Below are 23202 nucleotides of genomic sequence, written 5' to 3' on the forward strand. Positions count from 1 at the left end.
CTCGGCGTCGGCGAAGGTCATTTGCTTCATCGGGAAACTCGGGCAACGGGATCGGCGTATTTCACCAGATTCGGGAAGTCTTTTTCAGACCATCCCTAACCGGGGCCTTATAGACGCGTCAGAACGAATCACGGTAATGAATGGCGTAACTCTCAATTCCATCATTTGGATTCTTAATACCTGCGTTTGAATAGTGAATCGCCCGCAATCCTATCTCATGGCCACCAGCGAAACGAAGGCCGGCGCCTATGCGGTCTTCGAACTGAAAAGACGATCCTAAGCCATTGTTTTCAATCTCTGTATTTTCGAATATCGCGATACCAACCGCCGCTTCGAGATAGGGCTTGACCGACCCACCATTGAATTCGTACACGAATACAGGTGCCAGCGAGATGCTGTGATTGTTGGAGATCCGGTCTCCCTCCCAGTACGTAAACCCTGCATCCCAGTATCCCGTTAACCGACCCGTCTCTGTCTGAAACCAGCTGCGCTCGAACTCTTTTTGAACGCCGAATCGGTAAGTTGTCGTTGACTCACCGGTGCGCCCAACAGCAGCGGTAAAATCTAAAGCGTGTGTAGCAGTCATTGGTATAAGCACAGCCGTCGCAACCGCGGCGAGATAGGCCCATTTTTTCATTTTGGCTTCCTGTAGATACGGGTTTTCCCGGCGCTAGGTAACGAGAGCCCAGCGCCGTTGAACGGAGCGGAATAACAACAAACTGGAATCGATACAACTACGATAGACATGCTCATACATAGAAAGCCAAAGGTGGCTAGGGGCACATGTACGAAACAGATCTCAACATGGGAAGCCTAGGGCGCTTTGACCGGCCCTAGGATCGTGTTAGTGCCCTCTACTGCAAGCATCAGAAAGCGCCTTATATTTAACCGTTTGGATTTTTCCAGACGAATCTGCGTATTTCATTATGTAATCTATTGGCTTGCAGGTACGGCCTTCTTCAACTGAAGATATGGACAGGACATTCTGTATGTCCAGATTGGCGTCATAGGTATAGGTTGTCGGAGCGCTTTCAGCGAGCGCGCCTAGCGACAAGAGCAAGCCAAGGCTGGCGAGAACAAGGTTTGCTGGTTTACTCATTTTCTTGCTGGTCATATTTACATTCCTGGTTACTAAATAATTGCTTGATATCTTCAGGCGCGGCATCAGGCAAACTAGCAATTTAGCAAGCGACATAGCGATACTCGTCCCTTGAAGCACTGTTAAAGCTAGAAGTAGTCAGCCGGCTTAATTTCGATCAATAGATATTCTCGGTCACCCCCTTTTGTAGACTTGCTGATAAACCTTTGGAACACGCGACCATTCTGTCTATTAAACGGCCTTGGTCGCGCAGATCGGTTCTTTGATACACCGCGTACCTGTTGTCGTCTTGCAAGATATAAAACTCAACAGGCCCTGATGGGACTGCATTGTCGGGCGAATCGGCATAAATACTCGACTCTTCGCCGCTTCTTATTACAACGGTCTCGAACCCTTTGCCAATATCAAATTTTATACAATTAAAGAACTCTCTCTCCTGTATCAAGGTAATCTCCGGGTATCGGTCGCGCCCCTGCCTTATGTCTGGGTTTTGCATGCAGCCTGTTAACAGCAATGCAGGCACAAGCAAAGCCAATACAACTATCAACGAAAGTGAACGGTTACCAAATACAAGATTTTTAATATTTCTCACAACCGCTTCCCTTGACGATAACCATTACAAACAGCCGCGGAAAAGCGTGCCCAATACTTTTCACAACCGAGCGAGAGCTTTCGCTATTAGCGGCCGTCAAAATTAGAGGATCTACTTATCTAAGTAACAGAAACGAAGTTGTTCTTACACTATCTGTAAGCGCTAACCACTATTACCATTCAAGCCAAAGGCTCTGCGACAAAAAAGACGTTATGCGACTACAGGAATCAATGGATCTGCTGCTGCGATGCTGCATGTCGATCAGCAGCCGGCGGGTAAATCCAGACGCTATTAATCAGCTGTTTGCGAGCTTTCGCTTCATCTCGCACCGTATTTTTACTTCTCGATTCCTCGTCCAACTGATCCACATCGGAAGTATGCTCAATGCCAGCTAGCGCTGGACGCACCACCTTGCTACAAGCAGCTAGTAATCGGTCATATGCCAGTTCCAGCGGCTCAAATTGGGCGTTGCGGTATATGACGACTCGGCTGCTTACGTCGATATGCTCAGCCATACCCTTTACGAAGGTTACGTCGACAGCGGCTAAGAGCTCGTCCAAAGAAGCAACCATCCTGTGCACATCAGACTCGTAGAAGCGTGGCCGTACATGGAGTTCGGCCTGCGGCGCCATGACCTCGATTTCGACGTCGTTGCGGCTGTGTTTTTCCAACATACGAGTGGCGCTAAGCGCACTCCACATGCCGCTGAACCCTGCACCAACGATGAGAATGCGCTGCTTCATCGGAACCTTTCCTGAATTACAAAACGGGTGCTCACCAGATCTGTAGGCCGGCAACCGCTGTTGGGTGCTGCAGATGAGCGAACCGGCTCAATAACTACGACAATACTAGTCGTAGATTTGCGACGCAAGCTTTTGTTGATCTGGAAGGCCACCGCTTGTGACCACCAAGCGGCTGCGACCATGCAGCGCTTGGTTTACGTGTGGTTCAGGCATAACCTAAGGCAGATGGGAGCTTAACTGCAGGCAAGTCAAAGGCAGACTCCCCTTGAATAGCCCAAAATGTCCCAACTGAAATGCGGTTGCTATAGGCGGAGTTTCTGATATGGCGTTGTACAGTGCAGGAGTGGAGTACGGGGTTCACTGCCTACTTTTCTTAACTGACGAGAAAGGCGATGCACGCGAGGCCAGTGTGCGGACGTTGGCTGAGCTTCAAGGTGTTCCCGCGGAATTACTGGCGAAGGTATTCACTCGCCTGGCCAAGGCGAATTTGGTTGTCGCGACCGAAGGGGTGCGTGGCGGTTTCCGTTTAGCGCGCCCTGCAGACGAAATCACCGTGCTGGATATCGTTCGAGCAATTGATGGAGAGAAGGAAATCTTCAAGTGCCGCAACGTGCGTCAACGTTGCGCAGTGTTCGAAACCCACTGTCCAGAGCCTGATTGGGAAAGTTTTGGGCCCTGTAGCATCCATGCCATCATGATTCAGGCTCAGCAGCGGATGGAGGAAGCCCTTGCTCAGCAGACCATTCTGGATATCGTTCGCCGGATTGCACGTAAAACACCGCCAGAGTACGGAGAGCAGGTCCTCAAGTGGATCAGTTGACTGCTCTGGAAGCAGCGAAAGCCCGCTTTGAAATCCTCCTTGTATCGCAGCTTTCCTTCACGTCTGCCGACAACCCGAGAATTTGGCCCGTACTTTCTATGGCCAACGGCGCTAGATATCTGAGCGAGCCAAACGGGACAGCCGGATGGCCGTTTCCCGGACTATCCGGCGAGTAGCCTGGAAGTGATACCAGGATAAAGACTTCGCGCTCTTCGACGCCACGAAGGCGGAGCACAGCTGGTATCACCCCACCACCTCACACAACCCACCCGGCACCTTCATCACCCACTCCCTCACCGCAAGCACCGTCGGATCATCCCGACGGCTCTCCGGATATACGAGATGAAACGGCTTGCCCGGCATCTCCGGCCCGAACGGCTGCAGCAGCCGCCCTTCTCTCAATTCATCCTCGATCAACTGACGGCTCATCAGTGCCACGCCCTGCGCGCCGATGGCGGCTGAGATGGCGTGGGTCTCGTCGGAGAAGACCAGCCCGGCGCTGACGTCCAGCCCCGGCACGTTGGCGAGCTTCTGCCATGACGCCCAATGAATCGGGGCCGAGGCGGCACCCCGCGCGTGAAAGTGGATCAGCGGGTGGTTGGGCAGGTCGGCGACGTCGCGAAGGCCCAACAGCGGACTGCAGACCGGGACGAAGGTGTTGTCGATCAGCTTCTCAGCCACCAGCCCTGGCCAGCGCCCATCGCCGTAGCGGATGGCGATATCCGCCGTAACGCCATCCAGCGCCACCGGCTCGTGCGAGGTGTGGAAGCGCAGGTCGATACCAGGATGCGAATCGCGCAGCAGGCAGACCCAGGGCACCAGCCAGCGCACGGCAATGGCCGGCGTGGTGCTGAGGGTGATCGCCTGCCGGCACGGCCCCGCACTAAGGCGTTCGACCGTGGCGCTGATGCTGTCGAACGCGGTCTCCAGCGTCTGCTGCAGGTCACGGCCTTGGGCGGTGAGTTCCAGCTGCCGGGGTTTGCGCAGAAACAGCGCCACGCCGAGGGAATCTTCCAGCGAGCGAATCTGGTGACTGATGGCCGTAGCGGTGACATTCAACTCTTCGGCGGCCTGCTTGGCGCTCTCGTGGCGTGCGGCGGCTTCGAAGGCACGTAGCGCAGAAAGCGAAGGTAACCAGCGGTGCGCCATGGCTGAGTTTTCCTCATCTGTAACCGAAAGAAATGGTCGTTTGTCGCCCATAGAGCCTAAATCTAGTCTGGGCCTACCGCGAATGACAGATGAATTCTGTTTATAGAGGAGACCTACCATGACGCACCTTCTGCACCTCGACGCCAGCGCCCGCCCCGGCTTTGCCGGCAAAGACGAGCACGGCTCCCACAGCCGTAATCTTACCCACCGTTTCGCCAGCCAGTGGCTGGCCCGCCGCGCACAGGACAGCGTGACCTACCGGGACATCGGGCAGAACCCACCCTCCTACATCAGCCATGACTGGATCGCCTCCAGCTTCACGCCGGAAGAACGCCGTGAGCCTTGGATGACGGAAACATTGGCGGAAAGCGACCAGCTGGTCGATGAGCTGATCGCCGCCGATGTATTGGTCATCGGCACGCCGCTTTACAACTTCGGCATGCCCGCCGCGCTGAAGGCCTGGATTGACCTGATCGTGCGGCCGGGGCGGACGGTCGCGGTCGACGAAACCAGGCTCCCTGACCCCTACATCCCGTTGCTGGCGGACCGGCCACGGCATGCAGTCATCCTCACCGCAAGGGGTGGCATCGGCTTTGGGCCCGGTGGGGAGATGGCGCATATGAATCATCTGGAGCCGAACCTGATGACCGCACTTAATTTCATCGGCATCACCCGCATCCACCAAATCGCCATCGAAGGGCAGGAAACCGGAGGTGATGTGCTGGCTGCTTCGGTGGAACAGGCGCTATGCGCGGTGGATGCGTTGGTGGCATCGCTTCAGGCGGCGTTTGACGATCCCGCCTCGAAGTTAGCCCGCCAACGGCAGGCAGAACCCGTCTAGCAGGCGATCTCCGAGAGAAGCTTGACCGTCCTGCACTCCGTGTAGGAACGCCGCCCACTGGTGCTTCAACGTCTTGCTAACAGCTAGCCTGGCGGTGAAAAGCACGCAGCGATGCGGAGCGCAGCAGATGGTTCCATGCTGTTACACCGAAGCCATCGTAGGCCGGTTGTCAGGGGCGGTTGCTCGCCTCAAGCTTCTTTCCTACAGCGGCGGTTACTTCCCGCAAGCCTTGGCTGGTCACCTTCGCCCAGTCGCTGTCCGTTACGAATTGCCTACCGTCTTGGCGCCATCGGTCGCTGGACGGAACCCACGCATCCTGGCCACTTATCGCCGGGTACAATGGCACCTTTTCGCACCGCACCGGAGCTCCCATGTTCACCCTCTGCCACCTGAACTCTCCGCCGCCGGAATCGATGAAAAGCCAACTGCTGCAGATGGTGGTGGACTACCTCAGCGACATCAGCGCGATTTCACTGCGCCCCAGCAACCCGCTGTATCAGCTGTATCAATACGTGGTGGGGCTCGAAGTGCACCGCTATCTGGACAGCATGGAGGGCGCCCCGGCGGGCGCGCCTGAATTGATCATGGCGCTGGATGCCGACGAACCGGCCAACCTGGTCGGCTTCGCGCTGTATCTGCCTTATGTGGATGATCCCGAGGCGTGCTCGCTGCTGTATCTGGCAGTGCGGGACAGCCATCGCCGGCAGGGCATCGGGCGGGCCATGGTCGATGCAATGCTGACGCGCTATCCGCATGGAGAAGTGGCGTGTGTGGCCGGTAAGGTGTCGTATTTCCAATCGCTGGGCTTTCAGCCATTGGCGGCTCGCGGCCCTCAGGTACTCATGAATACGCAAAGCCAGGCGTCCAGCGGACTAGTAGCGGTGCAGGATCTGGAGCCGATCTTCAAGTCTGAGGAAGTTCGCCAGATTCATAGCTATCTGGTCAAACAACACGGCGCCGAAGCCATGAGCGACGCGGAGAAAAGCCGCGATCAATTACTCGATGAGCTGGCTCAACAGGCGATTCATCTGACGCAGACGTCCTCGACGGCCAATCGGTTGCATTGATTGCCGGCCCAGCGCAGCCATACGCTTCATAACTTCACACAGGCAAAGATCGCGTTGCCGGACGTCCCGTTCCAGGGAAGGATCTTTTCGTAATCATGCTCCAGCACGTGCACGCCGAAATACGGCTGCAACAGCTTGCTCAGCTCGGCGAAACTCACCGCCACCATGCGATGCTCGTCGTGCCATGTCTGACTTTGCCCCGCTGTCGTTCTTTCGATCCGCAGTTTCAACAGCTGTTGCTCGCCCGCCCCAGCGTAGTGCCAACCCGAGCTGAAGCTGAACAACCCATCGGGGTGGTTAGCTTCGTGCGCTACGAATGACGCGTTATCGATGGTGTGTTTGTCGACTGCGTTGAAGCAAAACAGCCCACCGGTTGCCAATGCACCTCGCACGCTAGCGATGCAGGCCTGCAATCGTGCAATTTCGGCACTGTAGTGAATCGAATAGAGAAAACAGGTGATTAGATCGGCTGGCTGAGCCACGGTGAAGCCGCACATGTCCTGACGTGAAAACTCAGCTTCCGGGCAGCGGACGGCCGCCCTGTCCAGCATGGGCTGATTGATATCGAGTCCACTGCTCTGATAGCCAGCATCAAGAAAGTGCCGTACATGCGGGCCTGTGCCACAGGCGAGATCCAGGTGTCGGTTGCCGCCGTTACCGAACAACTTGTGCAGACGATGAACACAGTGGCTTTGCGCGCGGTAGTCGATATCGGCGCACATGAGGTCGTAGTAACCCGACAAGTCGGTATAGATAGCGGTGCCGGGCATGATGGCCTGAGGTGCGAGGACTGGATGGGGCGCGCATATTATCCCGGCCGACTGGAAATCGCCTGGCAATTACGCATGAGCTGGCACGGCGGCCTACCGCCCTCCCGATGTCCAGCGCGCCCCGCTTGATTCCCCTTGAGTAAGTTTGCACCGGCCGATGATCGATAGCGTTCAGACCGGGACGACCGGCCCCGCGAGCCTGTCCAGGCACAGCTGTTCCATGCAGCGGGCCCAATCGCTCATTCGATCCGCTTCGAGCTGCACCAGCATCGCGTAGCGGCGCCCGCCCCAGACCGAAAGATGAAGCGCTTCCAGGGTTGCAGCAGACGGGCGCGCCGGCAGGTCGGTCGCCGCGTCGATGACGCGTTGCCAGGCGCCCAATAGATCCTCATAGACCCGGCGCTGGTGCTTGGGCTCAGCCACCAGCGTTTCCAGCTCGAGCATGTCCGGGTGGAACCAGGGTAGCTGAGGCTCGGCCCCGGCCAAGGTGCGCACCAGGCGCCGGATGCGCTCGGGCCAGGCAAGGGCGACCGGCGCTACGGCTCGCGCCTCGATGGACTCCAGCAACTGCTCGACGCAATAGCGCACGTAGCCTGAGTGCAGCGCGTGTTTGCTAGGGAAATAGTCGTACAGGGTGCCGATGGCCACACCGGCTTCCAGCGCGACCGCCCGGGTCGTCAATCGAGACCAGCCGTCGCGCTGCCATATCCGAACATAGCTGTCGAAAATCGCCTGAACGGTGACCTTGGCGCGCTGCTGAGTGGGCCGTTTGAGCGGCTTGGCGCTCGGCAATCGTATGCTCATCTAATCCGAACCCGGCGGTGAAACGAAAGGGCTACAGTCAATGCCGTCCATTTACGAACCCAAGGTGCCATCGATGAGCGTCATTCGCCAGTTGCAGAACAACAAGAAAGACATGGAGCAGACCCGCCTTCAGACCCAGGCCATGCCGGAACTGAAAGCCGGCGAAGCCCTGCTGCGCATCAGCCGACTGGCGCTGACGACGAACAATGTCACTTATGCCGCGTTTGGCGAGACCCCTCATCTGCGCTACTGGGACTTCTTCCCAACGGGCGATGCCGACTGGTTCCACATGCCCGCCTGGGGATTTGCCGAGGTCGTGGAAAGCACCGTTGATGGCCTGGCGAAGGGCGAGCGCTTCTATGGCTTCTGGCCGATCGCCAGCCATCTGGTCATGCAACCGGTGCGGGTCTCCGAGCGCGGATTCTACGACGGTGCCGAACACCGGCTTGAACTCACATCAGCCTACAACCAGTACCAGCGCATCAGCAGCGATGACGCTTATCGCGCCGAGAGCGAGAACTACCAGATGTTGTTGCGCCCGCTGTTCATCACCTCGTTCATGCTGGCCGACTTTCTCGATGACAACGCCTTCTTCGGCGCGCGCCAGATCCTGGTCTCCAGTGCCTCAAGCAAGACGGCGTACGGGACTGCCTTCTGCCTGCAGGACAATCCAGCCGTACAGCTGATCGGCCTCACCTCCCCGGGCAATATCGATTTCGTACAACGCCTGGGCTGCTACCGCCAGGCGCTTGGCTACGACCAGCTCGCATCGCTGGACCCGAGCGTGCCCACGCTGTACGTGGACTTCTCGGGTAGCGCCAGCCTTCGCCAGCAAATCCATGGACATTTCAAAGAGGCTCTGGTGTACGACTGCTACGCCGGGTCTGCCCAAAGTCATGAATACAGCAAACGTGATCAGACGTTGGCCGGACCGCAACCACAGCCCTATTTCGCGCCGTACCAGATCAAGAAACGCAACGCCGACTGGGGGCCTGCCGAGGTGACACGCCGCTTCAACGAAGCGCAGCTGGCCTTTATCGCTCGGGTGAGCGACGCGCAGCAGCCCTGGATGCAGGTCAACGAACACGCCGGCCTTGAAGCGGCACAAGCGCTAGCCGAGTCCTTGATCAAAGGCGATATCAACCCGTTGGCAGGCCACGCCGTGGTCCTGGACTGACCCGCTAACACTGCCGTTTACGGCGTGTCATCCGAACGTATTGAGCGTGAGGCTGGCGTCATTTGCGCAAGCCGCTAGCCTGACTATCAGACTGACTCTGAGGAGCGAGGATGACTGGCGACGAGATCACCGATTGCTACCAAGGCTACATCGCCTGCTTGAACAGCCAGAACTGGCCGGAGCTGGGTCACTTTGTCCATGACGAGGTGCATTACAACGGCAAGTTCGTGGGGCTGGGTGGCTATCGCCGGATGCTTGAAGAGGACTTCCGAGCGATTCCCGATTTGCAGTTCACCATCGGGCTGCTGATCGCCGAACCGCCGCATGTAGCGGTGCAGCTGCTGTTCGATTGCACCCCCATAGCGGACTTGTTCGGCTTTGCAGTAAACGGAAAACGGGTGGCCTTCACCGAAAACGTGTTCTATGCGTTCAGCGAGGGAAAGATCCGGAACGTCTGGTCCGTGATCGACAAGGCCGCTGTTGGCGACCAACTCTGATCGAGTGGGCCGTCAGAATGCGCTGCGATTGACAGACTGGTGCGGTGCTGGCGAATCCCGGCGCACCTGATCGTCAAACGCAGCGGGAGCAGGATTCAAAGCCGGTTGTCGTGCAGCCCGGCATAGAGGCGGGTCATTTCGTTGAGCTGACGGAACATCGATTCGGCATTCACCGCCACGATGGTGGACACGAACTGCTTGGAGGTGAACGCCTTGCTCGCGAACTTCCAGCGGGCGTCGGTCTTGCGCAGGGCTTCGGCGATTTCTGCGTTGGGTGCATCGGCTGTCTGCAGCTCGGCCATGTCATGAGGTAATCCTTGCCGACGATCTGTCCCAGGCTGCGCTGCAGACCGGCCATGTTCATGATTTCCAAAGGCGCCGTATCCGCCCAGCACATCGCACTCAGCAGGCTGCAACCCAATAGCACAGCGGTGTCGAGTGCCTGTAGAAAGGCGAACGCTGGCGGTAACGTATCGGCTGTTCGGCTTCAGCCCCGCCTGCGCGACGTGCTTCTCGGCTGCAGCTGATCCAGCGCGCTGGAGTTCTGCCTCGCCCAGTCGTAAATCATTTCGATCGGCTGGACCATGAGTTTGCCGAGCGGCGACAGCGCATAGCTCACTGCTGGCGGTACCGAGTCGAGCGTGTGGCGTTCGATCAGGCCGCTGACCTCCAGCTCGCGCAGGGTCTGTATCAGCATTTTCTTGGATATACCGGGCAGGCTTCGATGCAATGCGCCACTGCGGGCAGTGCCATCGTGCCGAGCATGCAGGGTGTGCAGAATCATGCTCGTCCACTTGGTGGAGAAGATCTCGAGCACGCGTCTTGGGGCGCAATCTTCGCGCCATTGTTCTTCGTCAGAGCCGGGTTGCATCGGGGATGGTTACCATTTGGTGCCGACTTGGGTCGGCATCTTCGAGTGAGTAAGGTGCAGGCCTGTTTCGCTTTGTGGGGTTTTGAACATGACAAATCAAGCACTGGTGGTCGGCTCGAGTGGGATCGTTGGCAGCGCGGTGTCTCGCCTGTTGGCCAAGAAAGGTTGGTCCTTTGCCGGCCTCGCCCGTCGCCCGAGTCAGGAATCGGGCGTCACCCCGATCAGCGCGGATCTGCTGGACCCGGCGGCGCTGTCTTCAGCGCTGGCCGACGTTTCGCCCACTCATCTTTTTCTGACCACGTGGGCGCGCCAAGCCAGTGAAGCGGAGAATATCCGCGTCAATGCACTGATGATTCGCAATGTGCTCGAAGCCGTTCGAGCTTCAGGCTCGGTTCGCCATGTGGCGCTGGTCACCGGGCTTAAACATTACCTCGGCCCATTCGAAGCCTACGGCAAGGGCACGCTGCCACAAACGCCGTTTCGTGAGGAACAAGGGCGACTCGACGTCGAGAATTTCTACTACGCCCAGGAAGACGAGGTATTTGCGGCGGCCGAACGCGATGGCTTCAGTTGGAGCGTTCACCGCCCCCACACCGTCACTGGAATCGCAGTCGGCAACGCGATGAATATGGCAACGACGCTGGCCGTGTACGCCTCGATCTGCCGTCAGACCGGTCGGCCCTTCCGCTTTCCGGGCTCGGAAGTCCAGTGGAACAGCCTGACCGACATGACCGATGCGGGCCAGCTGGCCCGGCACCTGCACTGGGCTTCGACTACACCGGCCGCCGCCAACCAGGCCTTCAACATCGTCAACGGTGACGTGTTCCGCTGGAAGTGGATGTGGGCGCGAATTGCCGAGTGGTTCGGCATCGACGCGGCCCCCTTCGATGGCCAGCCCGCTCCGCTGGAACAACAAATGGCAAACGATGCCGAGGTCTGGGCAAAGATGGCCAAGCAGTTCGGTTTGGCTGAAGCGGATATCGGCAAGCTCATCTCGCCTTGGCACACCGACGCCGATCTGGGCCGCCCAATCGAGGTAGTGACAGACATGTCGAAGAGCCGAAAGCTTGGCTTTCTGGATTATCAGGCAAGTGACGACGCATTCTTCGACGTGTTCACCAAGCTGCGCGCCAGCAAACTCATCCCCTGATCGGAGCCGGGTATTCCGGGCCCACCGACAATTGGGCTGTCCCGTATACTCGCGCGTTTTCCGCGCGAGTCTTTTCCCAGTGAGCAACAAACGTTACGCCTGCATCGGCCTGAGCAATCCGAAGTCGCCTTCCAATGTCGGCGCAATCATGCGGGCGGCGGGCTGCTATGGCGCGGCTTCGGTGTTCTACACCGGCACTCGTTATGACCGAGCCAAGGATTTCATCACCGATACCAAGAAAGTCCATCAGGACATCCCACTGATCAACATTGATGACCTGCGCAAAATCCTGCCGCTCGGCTGCGTGCCGGTCGCCGTGGAGTTAGTCGAGGGTGCTCGCGCCCTCCCCGAGTACACCCATCCGGATCGCGCGCTGTACATCTTCGGTGCCGAAGATGGCTCGCTGAGCAAAGAGATCCGCGACTGGTGTGAAGACGTGGTCTACATCCCCACCAACGGCTGCATGAATTTGGCGGCGACGGTCAACGTGGTGCTCTACGACCGCCTGGCCAAGGGCAACAACACCCGCTCGGGCCCCGGGTTCGGACGTCAAGCTCAACAAAGCACTTAATCGAATGCTAGGGGCACGGTTGGGCGAGCCATAGACGCAGTGACCTGCGGGCGAACCGGCAGGCCTCACGGATAAGCCGAGCTAAGTCACGCGGGCTTCATCATCACCAGAATGAAGCCGGCGACGATGCCGGCCACGGCGATTGCCCAGCCGATCCGATGCGCACGGTTCTTTTCTGCTTGCCGAACAGGGTCTACTGGCTTTTTCTTTCTCACGATCTACCTGCTTTTGAAAAAAACACGACTGCTGACTAGCACGTTGCGCTACCGGGCTTGAGGCGCGTCCTTTTTAGGCTGGGCCGATCGAATTGTCCAGTACGCTGCTTGGCGAAGGGTCCTCTGCAACAAATGAAACAGCTGCCGCCGGCTATCCGAGCGGGCTCTCTCCAGCATTCGGCTCGTCTTTGGGCTCTACCGTTTCCTCCGGGTCGTTTTCACCCGAATCAGGCACGTCGCCATATTCGTCATAGTCCGGTGGGGTCAGGCCATCCTTGAGTGGATCGTTAGGGTCGGTCATGTCATCGGTCCTGATCAGTTACGTGAAAGATGAACAGCTCAGTTGTTCGAACGCTCCTCTCAACGAAATGTTCGCAGGCGACCGATCAGTATCCGAAAATACTCGCCATCGTGAAGGTCAGGCGTTGCGTTCGTGCGGCACCGGCTAGGGCGCACCGAAGAGTGCGACCCAGTAGATGCCCGCATCGCTCTGCGGATCCACCGCATAGGCCGCGCCCAGCTCACTGAATTGCGGGTTCATCAGATTGGCGCAATGCCCCGGATTCGCCAGCCAACCTTCGACGATCTGCCGCGGTCGGTCCAGCGCGGCTGCGATGTTCTGGGCGACCGGCGCGCCGGGATACCCGGCCAGCTCCGCCCTGTCGCCCGGCGTACGTCCATCCCGATCCAGGTGGCTGAAAAAGTTGCCGTTGGCCATGGCTCGGCTGTGGGCTTCGGAGAGGCTGGCAAGCGTAGCGTTCCAGCTAAGCGGAGCGGCTGCAGCGAAGGGTTTGCCAGCACACTGGCGCGCGCTGGCACGCACGCGATTGATTTCGTCGAGTAGCGCCTGCCCTTCTGCCTGCGCGTCTTTCAAATGCCCGCCGAGCATCGGCCGCGCCAGGACGATGCGCCAGTCGCGCCCCTCGCGACTGACGCCGATGTCGGTGTATTGCGGATCGAGCACCACGCGACAGAAGCTTTCGCGCAGCGCCTGCATCGCGGCTTGTGCATCACGCGGTCCGGACAGACTGATGGCCTGAACATTGGCCATCGGATAACCGTTGCGTGCCAATGAGCCCTGCAGATCACCGGCGCCAGTGGCAGGCAACACCAGGCGCGGGTCGGACGAAAGGGCCGTCAGCTCCTCACTCGCCCGGTCTTTGCAACGCTGCACTTCGCTGCGGTAGGCGTTGATCGTCTCGATCAATTGCGCCTCCTCCGCTGCGCTGGCCGCAATCGCCATAGCGCTGCCGGTGAGCGTTACCAAAAGCAGTGAGAGGGAAAGCAGGCGCATGAAGATCTCCAGATAGCACGGATGCGGACGCTGAAGATGCACCGGGCACGCCCCGGAAGTCGAGCCCATGTGGCGAACCAACCCCCTGAACCAGGGACCGTGCTTGGCGTTCCGCACCTCCCGCAATCTATAATCGTTCTTATTTGCACCGGAACTATGCATGTCCTCCTGCGCAGCTCGCCAGATACTGGCGATCGAAGACGATCCGATCCTCGGCCCTCACCTGAAAACCTCTCTGGAACATCGTGGCTTTCACGTCACCCTCGCCGATGACGGCCCGACCGGCCTCGCATTGGCCAGCGAAGCGACGTATGACCTGATCCTGCTGGATGTGATGCTGCCTGAACTCAGCGGCATGGAGTTGCTGACCCGGTTGCGAGAGCAACGCCGCACACCTGTGCTGATGATGTCCGCGTTGGGCAACGAGGCGCACCGTATACAGGGCTTCGACAGCGGCGCCGACGACTACCTGCCTAAGCCGTTCAGCATCGAGGAGTTGCAGGTGCGCATCGCGGCGATCCTGCGGCGGGTGGCCTATGAGCGCAGCGTACCGGCAGCGCCGAATCAGGATGCAGTGCGCTTCGATGACCAACGCAGCGACATGCTGTACGAAGGCCGATGGGTCGGCCTGACGGCCACCGAATATCGACTGATGAAGGTCCTGCACGACGCCGCCGGCGAAGTGCTGAGTAAGCCGTTTCTCTACCAGCAGGCGCTGCGCCGCGGCTATTCGCAGCATGATCGCAGCCTGGACATGCACATCAGCAATATTCGCCGCAAGCTGGCGCGCGAACAGGTGGCAACCCTGCGCCTGGAGTCCGTGTGGGGCAAAGGCTACGTGCTGGAACTGCAGGCGAGCTGATGCCCAATCGTCATTCGTTGTTCTGGCGCCTAGTGGTGCTGGTTGCAGGGTTCTGTCTGTCGATGATCTGGGCCAGCGGCTACGTGAGCCGTTATATCGATAGGGCCAGCTCCTTTCTGTCTGAACAGGCGCGCGACACCCTCACCAGCTATGCACACGAAGCCAAGGTTGCGCTGCAAACGGGCCCAGCGGCGATGGCGCAGTGGCTGATTGTTATGAAAGAACGTGAGCCGGGCTGGCTCGTGGTCGTGGACCAACAACTGCAACCGCTCGGTGGCCAGACGCTGAGCGACGAGGAACGGCAAAGGCTCACCTTTGTGCGGCATTTCGATTGGCCCATGAGCAGGCGCTATGACGGCCTGCCCCTAGTGTCCGTCCCGCTAGAGAGCACCGGTGCCAAGTTGATTATCCAGCTGCCGGAACGCTTCCGCCCCTGGCGTAACCATGCGCTACTCACCGCGGGCGGCGTCTATCTGCCGTTGGTGTTGCTGTCATTGCTGTTCTGCTGGCTGCTCTATCGAATGCTGGTTTCGCCGCTGGACCGCCTGCGCCGGCAGGCCAACGCCTTACGCGGCAACCGCCTCGACTCATTGCTGCCGCCCTCCATCGCCCGACGCAACGATGAGCTGGGCGAACTGGGCCGCTCGCTGGAATACCTCACGCAGCGCCTGCGCGATTCGGTCGCCCAGCAGCAACAGCTGTTACGCGATCTGTCCCACGAGCTGCGCACACCACTGAGCCGGCTGCGTGTCGCCTGCGAGAGCGAGCTGAGCGCCGGAGACATGCGCAACCGCACCGAGCGTGAAATCAACAGCATGCAGCAACTGGTCGATCACACCCTGGAGTTCGCCTGGCTGGACAGCGAGCAGCCCCGCTTCGAGTGCGAGCCTGTGGATGTAGCGGCGCTCTGGGACCTGCTGTGCGAGAACGCTTGTTTCGAGGCCGGCTGGCCGCGTGAACGCATCCAGGCGCAGATACCGGAAGGCTGCCAGGTGCTCGGCAACCTCAACGCATTGGCGCAAGCCATGGAAAACATTCTGCGCAATGCCATTCGCTATTCCCCCGCGCACGGCGTGGTTTGCCTGACGGTCGCTCGAGACGGCGACAGCTGGCGTCTGCGCATTCAAGACCAGGGCCCAGGCGTGCCTGAGGCGAAACTGGCCGTCATCTTCAGGCCCTTCGCGCGACTCAGCGCCGCCCGCCCGGGAGGTGACGGCTTCGGGCTGGGCCTCGCCATCGCCCGCAGCATGGTGGTGATGCAAGGCGGTGCGATCTGGGCCGAGAACGGAGCGTCCGGGCTGCGCATGATCATTCGCCTGCGAAGTGTATAGATTGTAAATGCGCTTTACTCTCAAATGAGAATACTTAGCATTGCGAGCAACTAGCGGATCGCACCGCAGCTCACATGCATGCGCCATATCGTTCATGGCTGCAGACGTAGGTTTTCTCAGGGAGATGGCAGTACATGGTGACTTTCAATCGACATCGGCTGGCTTGCGCAATCGCTGTAGCAACCTGGATGAGCACGCCGGTCAGTGCCGCAGAGCCGGTCGAACTAAAGAACGTCGTCGTGACCGCGTCGGGATTCGAGCAGCAGATCAAGCAGGCCCCCGCCTCCATCTCCGTGGTCACTCGCGAGGAACTGGAAAACAAATCCTATCGCGACGTCACCGATGCCCTGCGTGACATCCCCGGCGTCGTTGTCACCGGCGGCGCCAGCTCAAGCGATATCAGCATTCGCGGCATGGCGTCCAAGTACACCCTGATCCTCATCGATGGCAAGCGCATGGAGTCGCGCGCGACGCGCCCCAACAGCGACGGCCCCGGCATCGAGCAAGGCTGGACGCCGCCGCTGGAAGCCATCGAACGCATTGAGGTCGTGCGCGGCCCAATGTCCTCACTGTATGGCTCTGACGCCATGGGCGGCGTGATCAACATCATCACGCGCAAGGTGGCCGATACCTGGCGCGGCGGGCTGCGCACCGAAAAGACCTTCCAGGACCGCTCCGATTCCGGCGATTACCACACGCTGAACAGCTACCTCTCCGGTCCGCTGGTCGAAGGACTACTTGGGCTGCAGGTCTACGGACAGACAGCGCGCCGAGACGAGGATGACATCCCTCGCGGTTTCAACGAGCAGAAGACCGACAGCGGAACGGCAAAGCTGTCGTTCACGCCGAACGAGGCCAACGACATCGTTCTGGAAATGGGCAAGACCGAGCAGGAACGCAACGCCAGCGTGAGCCGCTCCGGCACGGGCAACAGCGATTCGCTGTCGGACTACGACCGCACGCATTATTCCATCAGCCACACCGGCCGCTGGGATTCAGGCCAGTCGGAGAGCTATTTGCAGCAGGAGCGCATCGAGAACCCGGGCCGTGAGATGGAGCTGGAAAACAGCGTGTTCAATACGCAAAGCTCGCTCTTTCTGGGTAGCCACATCGCCACATTCGGCGGCCAATACAAGTACGAGGATCTTTCGGACAAAGGCAACCAGCTACCTGGCGCTGAGGACCTCACCCGCCTGACACGCTGGTCCTGGGCACTATTTGCGGAAGACGAGTGGAGCCTGACCGACAGCTTCGCGCTGACCACCGGCCTGCGCATGGACCGCGATGAGAACTACGGCACCCATTGGTCTCCGCGGGTTTATGGCGTGTGGCAGGCAGCCGAGCAATGGACGGTCAAAGGTGGCGTCTCCAGTGGCTACCGCTCGCCGGATATTCGTGCAGTCGTGGACAACTGGGGGCAGATCACCGGCGGCGGACGGGGCGACCCCGCGGTTATTGTCGGCAACTCGGCTCTCAAACCCGAGGAAAGCCTGAGCCAGGAAATCGGCGTGTTGTGGGACAGCCTGAACGGTGTCTCGGCGGGCGTGACCCTGTTCAACACCGACTTCGAAGACAAGATCACCGAGCTTCGCCGCTGCACGGATACTACCGGCAATGCCTCGGGCCAGTGCGTCGTCAATGGTGAGGCGTACCGTTTCATCAGTGATCGGGTGAACGTTGATGAAGCGCGCATGCGTGGCGTCGAGGCGACCTTTGATTGGGCGATCACCGAAACGGTGTCCCTGGGCGCCAACTACACCTACACCGAATCGGAGCAGCGCAGCGGCGACTTCCGCGGCGAACCGCTCAACCAGATGCCTGAGCACATGTTCAACACCATGCTGGACTGGCAAACCAGCGACCGCCTTGGCACCTGGGCACGACTCAATTACCGCAGCGAAACCTCGGAATACCTCTCGCGTACCAGCATGGCGGAAAGTACCCCGGCGTACACCCTGGTTGACCTGGGCGGCACCTATGCACTGAACCAGAACGTCAAGCTGCTGGCGGGTGTGTACAACGTCTTCAACGAGCAGATCGACTACGACAGCTACGAAACTGTGCTCGACGGGCGTCGCTACACGGTAGGAGTAAGCGCTTCGTTCTGAGGATTCATGAGAGACGCTTTGCCCAGCCAGGCCTCTCGCTTCGCTTAACGAGACTGGCGTAACGCTCATCAGGCTGGCCCGGGCGCAAGGGCGTTGCCCTCTCGGTTGATCACAACACCCATGCCCGGCCGGCTCTTGAGACGGTTGGGCATTTTTCGTACGAACTTCACTCGGAATCCAGTCGTGCCCCGTTCTGCCACTCAATCGAAAAGTGCCTGGCCTGCCATCGCCACCCGCACCGTGCTGGCCCTCCTGGGCGGTTACGCCTTCACCTATGCCTTCACTGCCGCGCTCGCGCAGTGGCTGCCGCTGGATCCGGTGGACGCGGTTAGCACGGCCTCGTTGCTGTCGTTCGTGGTGTACCTGACGTTCCTGCTCTGGGCGTTCGCCGCTGCCTCGCTGTGGCGGGTACTGATCGGCGCTGGGCTCGCAATTCCCTTGGCTGTCATCGGCTTCTGGCCGCAATTGCTGGAGGTGCTGCGATGAAAGGCAGCCTGACCCAACCGATGTCCTGGCTGCATACCTGGTGCGGGCTGTTGCTCGGCTGGATGCTGTTTGCGATTTTTCTCACCGGCACTCTTGCGGTGTTCGACAAGGAGATCAACTGGTGGATGCAGCCGGAGCTGACCGATCAGGCGCAGTCTCCTGCCGCTGCGGCCAACGTGGCGCAGCGCTGGTTGATGGATAACCATGCGGACCAAACGAACTGGAACATTAGCCTGCCCACTGAGCGCTCGCCGGATCTGAGCGTATCGGTCGGTGAGCGGCGCCGAGGCGCCGTGAGCACTCAGCTGGACCCGGTTTCCGGGGCGACCGTCGAACCGCGCGAAACCATCGGCGGTAACTTCTTCTTCCATTTCCACTACACCCTGCACCTGCCGCGCACGCTGGGCGTATGGCTGGTGGGGTTCGCGGCCATGGCGATGCTGGTGGCGCTGATCAGCGGGATCATCATCCACAAGAAGCTCTTCAAGGAGTTCTTCACTTTTCGGCCCGCCAAAGGGCAGCGCTCCTGGCTGGACGCGCATAACGCCAGTGCCGTTCTGCTACTGCCGTTCCATCTGATGATCACCTATACGGGCCTGGCAATCTTCTTTCTGCTTTACATGCCGGCAGCAGTCGACGCGCTGTATGACGGCGACCGTCAGGCCTATTTCCGCGACGCACAGCCAGCCCGCGCAGCGGAGCAAGGCCACCGCGAGCAGCAGGCTGCGCAAGGCGAACAGGCGTCACGTGAAGTGCAGCCCGGACGCAGTGAGACAACCCGCGGCGAAGGCCGTGCCAGACCTGCTTCAGCACCGGCAGCACCTCAGATTGCGCTGGGCGGGATCGTCAGCCGCGCCGAGGCACACTACGGCGCAGGCATGATCGGCGGTCTGGCCGTGAGCAACCCGGGCCGGGCCAATGCTCAGGTCACGGCGCGCCCGGTGCTGGGCAACCGCATCGAGCTGACCAAGGGCGAAGGCATGGTCTTCAACGGCGTTACCGGCGAACTGATCCAGGCGCCGGAGCTGTCGCGCACCAGCCAACTGACCCAACGAGTCATGGCAGGCCTGCACTTCGCGCAGTTCGGCGGTTATCCGATGCGCTGGCTGTATTTCGTCTGTGGCCTGATCAGCTGCGCCATGATCGGCACAGGACTGGTGCTCTATACCGTCAAGCAACGCAAGCAAAGCAAGGCCAACCCGCATTTCCTGAGGGTCGTCGAAAGTCTGAACGTAGCGGTGGTCGCCGGGCTTTCGCTTGCCTGCATCGCCCTGCTGTGGGGAAATCGGCTGCTACCGGCCGCGCTGGAAGACCGTCAGAACTGGGAATTGCGGGTGTTCTTCGGCATCTGGGCGTTGAGCTGGTTACACGGGTGGGCCCGCAAGCCTTTACACGCGTGGCGAGAGCAAATCTTCGCTTCGGCAGTACTGGCGCTCAGCCTGCCGCTGCTGGACCTGATGACAGGAAACCTGACCGCCGACAGCATGCGCGTGTCGCTGAGCGTCAGCATGGTGATGACAGGCCTGCTGCTTGCCTGGACGGCCTGGAAGATTCCTAAGGCAGTCGCCGCCCGAAAGGCGCGGTCTGCTTCTCTCAACCGCCCCGTCACTGGAGCCTCGTCATGAACGGCTCCGCACTACTGGCCAGCCTCGTGTTGGCGTATGCCGGCATGCTGGGTTTCTGTCTGGGGAAAGAGCGCCACTGGAAACAGCTGGTCAGCCCGCGCATGCCTGCGCAACTTCGCCGCCTCTGCATTCCGGCCGGCAGCCTTCTGCTCGGCCTAGCCGTGTATGTGGCAGGACAGGTCTGGCCCAGCGGCATGGCAATAGTCGCCTGGTTCGGCCTGATCTCGCTCACCGGCTTCGCCCTGCTCATGCTGATCCCCTATGCGCCGCGTTTGGCCACCGCCTTGCCTGCGCTGGGAGGGATGGTCTGGATCATTCTGGCGCTGGTTTGAGTGGTTGCTAACGCGGTCAGGGCCACTGAAGGCGGCCGCTAGCGGAACGCGGTGAGATCATTCCCGCGCTAAGCTCGAATGCATCCATCACAACCCCCTACGGCAGGATATGTAGATGCCCGAAGTACTGGCGAGAGTCGAGTGCGCGGTGCTATGCGGTCAAGACGGGTTGCTCGAGCGCACGCGCTGGAGCAGGTATTCGGCAATTGACGCAGAGCGTCACGGCGGCGCTCCCACGTGGGAACGAGGGAGCGGTTAATAGCCCATGCAGGATGACGTTGAGTGAAGCGATACCTATCGAGCGAATTCGCCCCTCGGATCCTGATGGGTGTAGCAAGCTCAAGCCATCCTAAAGAGCCAGGTTTTCTTTAGATCCTTCTGCTCACCGTGGAGAGGCAGGCTGCAGGTTTGCGGCAGATCCTGGCTGGCCTACGCATGGGCCGCCAGGACATGCAGGGCTTTTTCGCTTACCAGTTGTAGCTGACCTTCGCCGTGATCTCGCGGCCGGGGTTGTAGTAGTCCGCAGTGCCTGAGCCAACTACGTGTTGCTCGTCCAGCAGGTTGCTGACGTTGATGGCCAGATCGGTGTCTTTGAGGATCTGGTAGTTGAAAGCGGCATCAAACAGGGTGGTGGCATCGCTTTTAGCGCTGTTAGCGGGATTGAAGTAATACGCGCCTGTGTAGCGCGCACCCAAACCGACACTCATTGTCGTGCCTGGCAAGTTGTAATAGCTCCACAGTGATGCCGAATGTTTGGGCGCCGCTTCGAACTCGTTACCCTCGAGCGAAGCGCCACTGCGCAACGTTCCGCGAAGCACCTCCGATTCCATGTAGGAATAGCCACCGATCAGGCTCAGGTTTTCAGTCAGTTCTGCCTTGGCCTCCAGATCGAGACCGCGCACACGCGACTCACCAATGGTTTCCCGTTCGATAGTGCCATTAGGCTGTACGACCGCGACGGTAATGTCTTCCTGAGTCAGATCGTAAACGGCTGCAGAGAACAACGCATTCATGTTCGTGGGCGAGTACTTCACCCCCACTTCGTATTGCTTGCCGCGCTCTTGGGTGACGCCAATGGATGGCGGCGCGACGGATTCCACCATGCTGACGTAGGTGGAAACTTCGTCGTTCACGATGTAGGTCAATGCCCCGCGAACAGAGTTTTCCGAGAAGGTATCCGAGGCTCTAACGTTGGTGATGTCGGTGCTGGAAAGATCCAGTGAGTCGTTGCGGATACCACCCGTAACGATAAAGCGCTCGAAGAATGACAGGTTCTGCTGCACGAAAACCGACTTGGTGGTGTAGTCCTGTTTGTTACGGCTATAGGGGACCAGACCGACCGGGGCACCGCCGTAGACGGGACTGGCGATGTCGATGGGAGAAACGCCTTGATAGAAAGAACTATCCTCGGACGAGGCATCGCGATACTCCACCCCTACCATCGTGCTGCTATCAATGTTTTCAAATCGGGCATCGTACTGAAGCATCAAGTTGCCGTTTAGCTGGTCGGCGTCAGTGTCGGTACCAAAAGCATCACGATTGAGTAAGGTTCCAGTCCCCGTGCCGTTCAGGTACACGTAGCCAAAATCATCAGTCAGCTCGCTGTAACGCAGATTGCTGCGCAGGACGAAACCATTGTCGAAATCATGAGTGAAGTTGCCGCTTAGACTGGTGCGTTCGACATCATGAAAGTTGTAGTCAGGCTCGCCATATAATTTGCTGCGGTCGTACTCCTTATCTTTCGGATAACCGCCGCTGTTGGGCGTGCTGGTTGTCTTGAGGTAGTCGAGAATTACCGTTGCCGAGGTGAATGCCGTCGGTGCCCAGGTCAGGCCGCCCATCAAGAACTTGTTGTCGTCCTCTGAGTGATCGTACTCACGATCGCTGTTCTGGATCTTACCCGTGAAGCGGTAGGCCAAAGTCTGATCTTCATTCAACGAGTCCCCGACATCGATGCCGGTTTCAACATGATCATAGGAGCCGTAGGTCACGTAGCCCTGGCCGAACTTGTCGAACCGCGGCTGCTTGGTGACGAAGTTCACCGAGCCACCCGGATCTGCCGGGCCAAACAAGGTTGAGTTGGCACCACGGAGGATTTCGACGCGCTCATAGGCGAAGGGCTCTTCGCGTACGCCGCGCATCGATCCCAGAGTCAGGCCATCACGGTACGTGGTGGCCTGAAAGCCACGAATCTTGAAGTAATCGTTGCGATCGTCAGTGCCGTAGTAGTCGGCGATGACGCCCGGGGTGTACTGCAGAACCTCTTCAGTGGTACTGGCGCTGCGCTGCTCGATTTCCTTTTGGGTGACCACCGAAACCGAAGCGGGCGTGTTAAGGATACTGGTAGGAACCTTGCCGCCGACCCAAAGCTCCTGAGCAACAACCGTGCTGGCGTCGTCGCCGGCAGATGCGCTGGCATTGACGATGATGGGCGCCAGGCGAAACGGCTCTTCAGTATCCGTGCGGGCCGACTCTTGCGCGCTAACGCTCAAGGGTGCGGCTACCGCACAGCACAGAAACGCGGTGGTGGTACGTCGCCAAGGTGTCTGCGCCTTGTAAAGCCCGGCCTTACTACCAGTCATGCTTGAGGTCCTCTGTATTTAGTGGTTGGCAGCCGCATCTTCTGATTTTTGTTACATCAGGTCACATTGAGCCGCGGACAACGGATAATAATCAATCGCGAATGAGATAAGTAATCATTTATTTAGCTAAACGAAAAACCTTCTCGTCCACATCACTAAAACTGGTGGATTTACTTGGTTAGGTAGCCGCCTCTCGCCGTAGCGCGAATCGTCGAG

General features: G+C 59.2%; 26 protein-coding genes. 13 read left to right on the forward strand and 13 right to left on the reverse strand.

Features of this window, described 5'->3' with window-relative positions; all coding sequences use genetic code 11:
- Window positions 1-118 precede the first annotated feature (118 nt).
- The 4 genes from BUE09_RS15305 to BUE09_RS15320 form a co-directional block, all read right to left on the reverse strand.
- Complete coding sequence (locus BUE09_RS15305) at window positions 119-637, reverse strand: acyloxyacyl hydrolase (RefSeq protein ID WP_073302056.1); 519 nt, start codon at window positions 635-637, stop codon at window positions 119-121.
- Between the two features lie 207 nt (window positions 638-844).
- On the reverse strand, window positions 845-1114 hold the full coding sequence (locus tag BUE09_RS15310; RefSeq protein ID WP_073302059.1) for a DUF2790 domain-containing protein: 270 nt from the start codon (window positions 1112-1114) through the stop codon (window positions 845-847).
- Window positions 1115-1256: 142 nt separating this feature from the next.
- Window positions 1257-1691, reverse strand: coding sequence for a hypothetical protein (locus tag BUE09_RS15315; RefSeq protein WP_143164670.1), 435 nt, complete (start codon window positions 1689-1691; stop codon window positions 1257-1259).
- A 227-nt stretch (window positions 1692-1918) separates the two neighbouring features.
- Window positions 1919-2434, reverse strand: coding sequence for an NAD(P)/FAD-dependent oxidoreductase (locus tag BUE09_RS15320; RefSeq protein ID WP_073302063.1), 516 nt, complete (start codon window positions 2432-2434; stop codon window positions 1919-1921).
- A gap of 322 nt (window positions 2435-2756) precedes the next feature.
- On the opposite strand from BUE09_RS15320, the gene BUE09_RS15325 reads away from it, so the two are divergent.
- Entirely contained in the window at window positions 2757-3254 is a 498-nt protein-coding gene (locus BUE09_RS15325) for an RrF2 family transcriptional regulator (protein ID WP_073302065.1), read from the forward strand.
- Window positions 3255-3497: 243 nt separating this feature from the next.
- On the opposite strand, the gene BUE09_RS15330 is transcribed toward BUE09_RS15325, so the two are convergent.
- Entirely contained in the window at window positions 3498-4403 is a 906-nt protein-coding gene (locus BUE09_RS15330; protein ID WP_073302067.1) for a LysR substrate-binding domain-containing protein, read from the reverse strand.
- A 118-nt stretch (window positions 4404-4521) separates the two neighbouring features.
- On the opposite strand from BUE09_RS15330, the gene BUE09_RS15335 reads away from it, so the two are divergent.
- Window positions 4522-5244, forward strand: coding sequence for an FMN-dependent NADH-azoreductase (locus BUE09_RS15335; protein ID WP_073302069.1), 723 nt, complete (start codon window positions 4522-4524; stop codon window positions 5242-5244).
- Window positions 5245-5615: 371 nt separating this feature from the next.
- Window positions 5616-6311 carry a GNAT family N-acetyltransferase gene (locus tag BUE09_RS15345; protein ID WP_073302073.1) on the forward strand — a complete coding sequence of 232 codons (696 nt, stop codon included), beginning with the start codon at window positions 5616-5618 and terminating at the stop codon, window positions 6309-6311.
- 26 nt (window positions 6312-6337) lie between these two features.
- Here BUE09_RS15345 and BUE09_RS15350 read toward each other — a convergent pair whose 3' ends face one another.
- Window positions 6338-7081, reverse strand: coding sequence for a class I SAM-dependent DNA methyltransferase (locus BUE09_RS15350; RefSeq protein ID WP_073302075.1), 744 nt, complete (start codon window positions 7079-7081; stop codon window positions 6338-6340).
- A 171-nt stretch (window positions 7082-7252) separates the two neighbouring features.
- The gene (locus BUE09_RS15355) at window positions 7253-7885 is read right to left on the reverse strand and encodes a TetR/AcrR family transcriptional regulator (protein ID WP_073302077.1); all 633 of its coding nucleotides are present in this window, start codon (window positions 7883-7885) and stop codon (window positions 7253-7255) included.
- Window positions 7886-7958: 73 nt separating this feature from the next.
- On the opposite strand from BUE09_RS15355, the gene BUE09_RS15360 reads away from it, so the two are divergent.
- Both BUE09_RS15360 and BUE09_RS15365 read left to right on the forward strand, forming a co-directional pair.
- On the forward strand, window positions 7959-9062 hold the full coding sequence (locus BUE09_RS15360) for a DUF2855 family protein (RefSeq protein WP_073302632.1): 1104 nt from the start codon (window positions 7959-7961) through the stop codon (window positions 9060-9062).
- 110 nt (window positions 9063-9172) lie between these two features.
- Entirely contained in the window at window positions 9173-9559 is a 387-nt protein-coding gene (locus BUE09_RS15365; protein ID WP_073302079.1) for an ester cyclase, read from the forward strand.
- Between the two features lie 95 nt (window positions 9560-9654).
- Here BUE09_RS15365 and BUE09_RS15370 read toward each other — a convergent pair whose 3' ends face one another.
- Together BUE09_RS15370 and BUE09_RS15375 are read right to left on the reverse strand one after the other, a co-directional pair.
- On the reverse strand, window positions 9655-9861 hold the full coding sequence (locus BUE09_RS15370) for a hypothetical protein (RefSeq protein WP_197675236.1): 207 nt from the start codon (window positions 9859-9861) through the stop codon (window positions 9655-9657).
- A 185-nt stretch (window positions 9862-10046) separates the two neighbouring features.
- Window positions 10047-10430 (reverse strand): winged helix-turn-helix transcriptional regulator, encoded by a 384-nt coding sequence (locus tag BUE09_RS15375; protein WP_073302081.1) that lies wholly within the window; start codon window positions 10428-10430, stop codon window positions 10047-10049.
- 88 nt (window positions 10431-10518) lie between these two features.
- Here BUE09_RS15375 and BUE09_RS15380 point away from each other — a divergent pair, with 88 nt between their 5' ends.
- Both BUE09_RS15380 and BUE09_RS15385 read left to right on the forward strand, forming a co-directional pair.
- Window positions 10519-11580, forward strand: a complete 1062-nt coding sequence (locus BUE09_RS15380) for an SDR family oxidoreductase (RefSeq protein WP_073302083.1) — start codon at window positions 10519-10521, stop codon at window positions 11578-11580.
- 79 nt (window positions 11581-11659) lie between these two features.
- On the forward strand, window positions 11660-12151 hold the full coding sequence (locus tag BUE09_RS15385; RefSeq protein WP_073302086.1) for an RNA methyltransferase: 492 nt from the start codon (window positions 11660-11662) through the stop codon (window positions 12149-12151).
- 86 nt (window positions 12152-12237) lie between these two features.
- Here the strand turns inward: BUE09_RS15385 and BUE09_RS20785 are convergent, their stop codons facing one another.
- The 3 genes from BUE09_RS20785 to BUE09_RS15390 all read right to left on the reverse strand — a co-directional run bounded on the left by BUE09_RS20785 (window position 12238) and on the right by BUE09_RS15390 (window position 13660).
- Complete coding sequence (locus BUE09_RS20785) at window positions 12238-12366, reverse strand: hypothetical protein (RefSeq protein ID WP_254981026.1); 129 nt, start codon at window positions 12364-12366, stop codon at window positions 12238-12240.
- Window positions 12367-12517: 151 nt separating this feature from the next.
- On the reverse strand, window positions 12518-12667 hold the full coding sequence (locus tag BUE09_RS20415; RefSeq protein ID WP_167369791.1) for a hypothetical protein: 150 nt from the start codon (window positions 12665-12667) through the stop codon (window positions 12518-12520).
- A 144-nt stretch (window positions 12668-12811) separates the two neighbouring features.
- Window positions 12812-13660: a CAP domain-containing protein gene (locus BUE09_RS15390; RefSeq protein WP_073302088.1), complete on the reverse strand. Its 849-nt coding sequence runs from the start codon at window positions 13658-13660 to the stop codon at window positions 12812-12814.
- 160 nt (window positions 13661-13820) lie between these two features.
- Between BUE09_RS15390 and BUE09_RS15395 the strand changes: the two genes are divergently transcribed.
- From BUE09_RS15395 to BUE09_RS15420, 6 genes are all read left to right on the forward strand, one after another.
- Window positions 13821-14522, forward strand: coding sequence for a response regulator transcription factor (locus BUE09_RS15395; RefSeq protein WP_073302090.1), 702 nt, complete (start codon window positions 13821-13823; stop codon window positions 14520-14522).
- Complete coding sequence (locus BUE09_RS15400) at window positions 14522-15853, forward strand: HAMP domain-containing sensor histidine kinase (RefSeq protein ID WP_073302092.1); 1332 nt, start codon at window positions 14522-14524, stop codon at window positions 15851-15853. The genes BUE09_RS15395 and BUE09_RS15400 overlap by 1 nt, the downstream gene beginning before the upstream one ends.
- Before the next feature lie 134 nt (window positions 15854-15987).
- On the forward strand, window positions 15988-17961 hold the full coding sequence (locus BUE09_RS15405; protein ID WP_073302095.1) for a ligand-gated channel protein: 1974 nt from the start codon (window positions 15988-15990) through the stop codon (window positions 17959-17961).
- 183 nt (window positions 17962-18144) lie between these two features.
- On the forward strand, window positions 18145-18447 hold the full coding sequence (locus BUE09_RS15410; RefSeq protein WP_073302097.1) for an iron transporter: 303 nt from the start codon (window positions 18145-18147) through the stop codon (window positions 18445-18447).
- On the forward strand, window positions 18444-20072 hold the full coding sequence (locus BUE09_RS15415; protein WP_073302099.1) for a PepSY-associated TM helix domain-containing protein: 1629 nt from the start codon (window positions 18444-18446) through the stop codon (window positions 20070-20072). Before BUE09_RS15410 ends, BUE09_RS15415 begins: the two co-directional genes overlap by 4 nt.
- Window positions 20069-20404, forward strand: coding sequence for a DUF3325 domain-containing protein (locus BUE09_RS15420; protein WP_073302101.1), 336 nt, complete (start codon window positions 20069-20071; stop codon window positions 20402-20404). Before BUE09_RS15415 ends, BUE09_RS15420 begins: the two co-directional genes overlap by 4 nt.
- 467 nt (window positions 20405-20871) lie before the next feature.
- On the opposite strand, the gene BUE09_RS15425 is transcribed toward BUE09_RS15420, so the two are convergent.
- A complete protein-coding gene (locus tag BUE09_RS15425) occupies window positions 20872-22986 on the reverse strand; it encodes a TonB-dependent siderophore receptor (RefSeq protein WP_073302104.1) in 2115 nt (704 codons plus the stop codon).
- Between the last annotated feature and the right edge of the window lie 216 nt (window positions 22987-23202).

Origin of the sequence: Stutzerimonas xanthomarina DSM 18231, assembly GCF_900129835.1 — a bacterium.
In the GTDB taxonomy this organism is placed as follows: Bacteria; Pseudomonadota; Gammaproteobacteria; order Pseudomonadales; family Pseudomonadaceae; genus Stutzerimonas; species Stutzerimonas xanthomarina.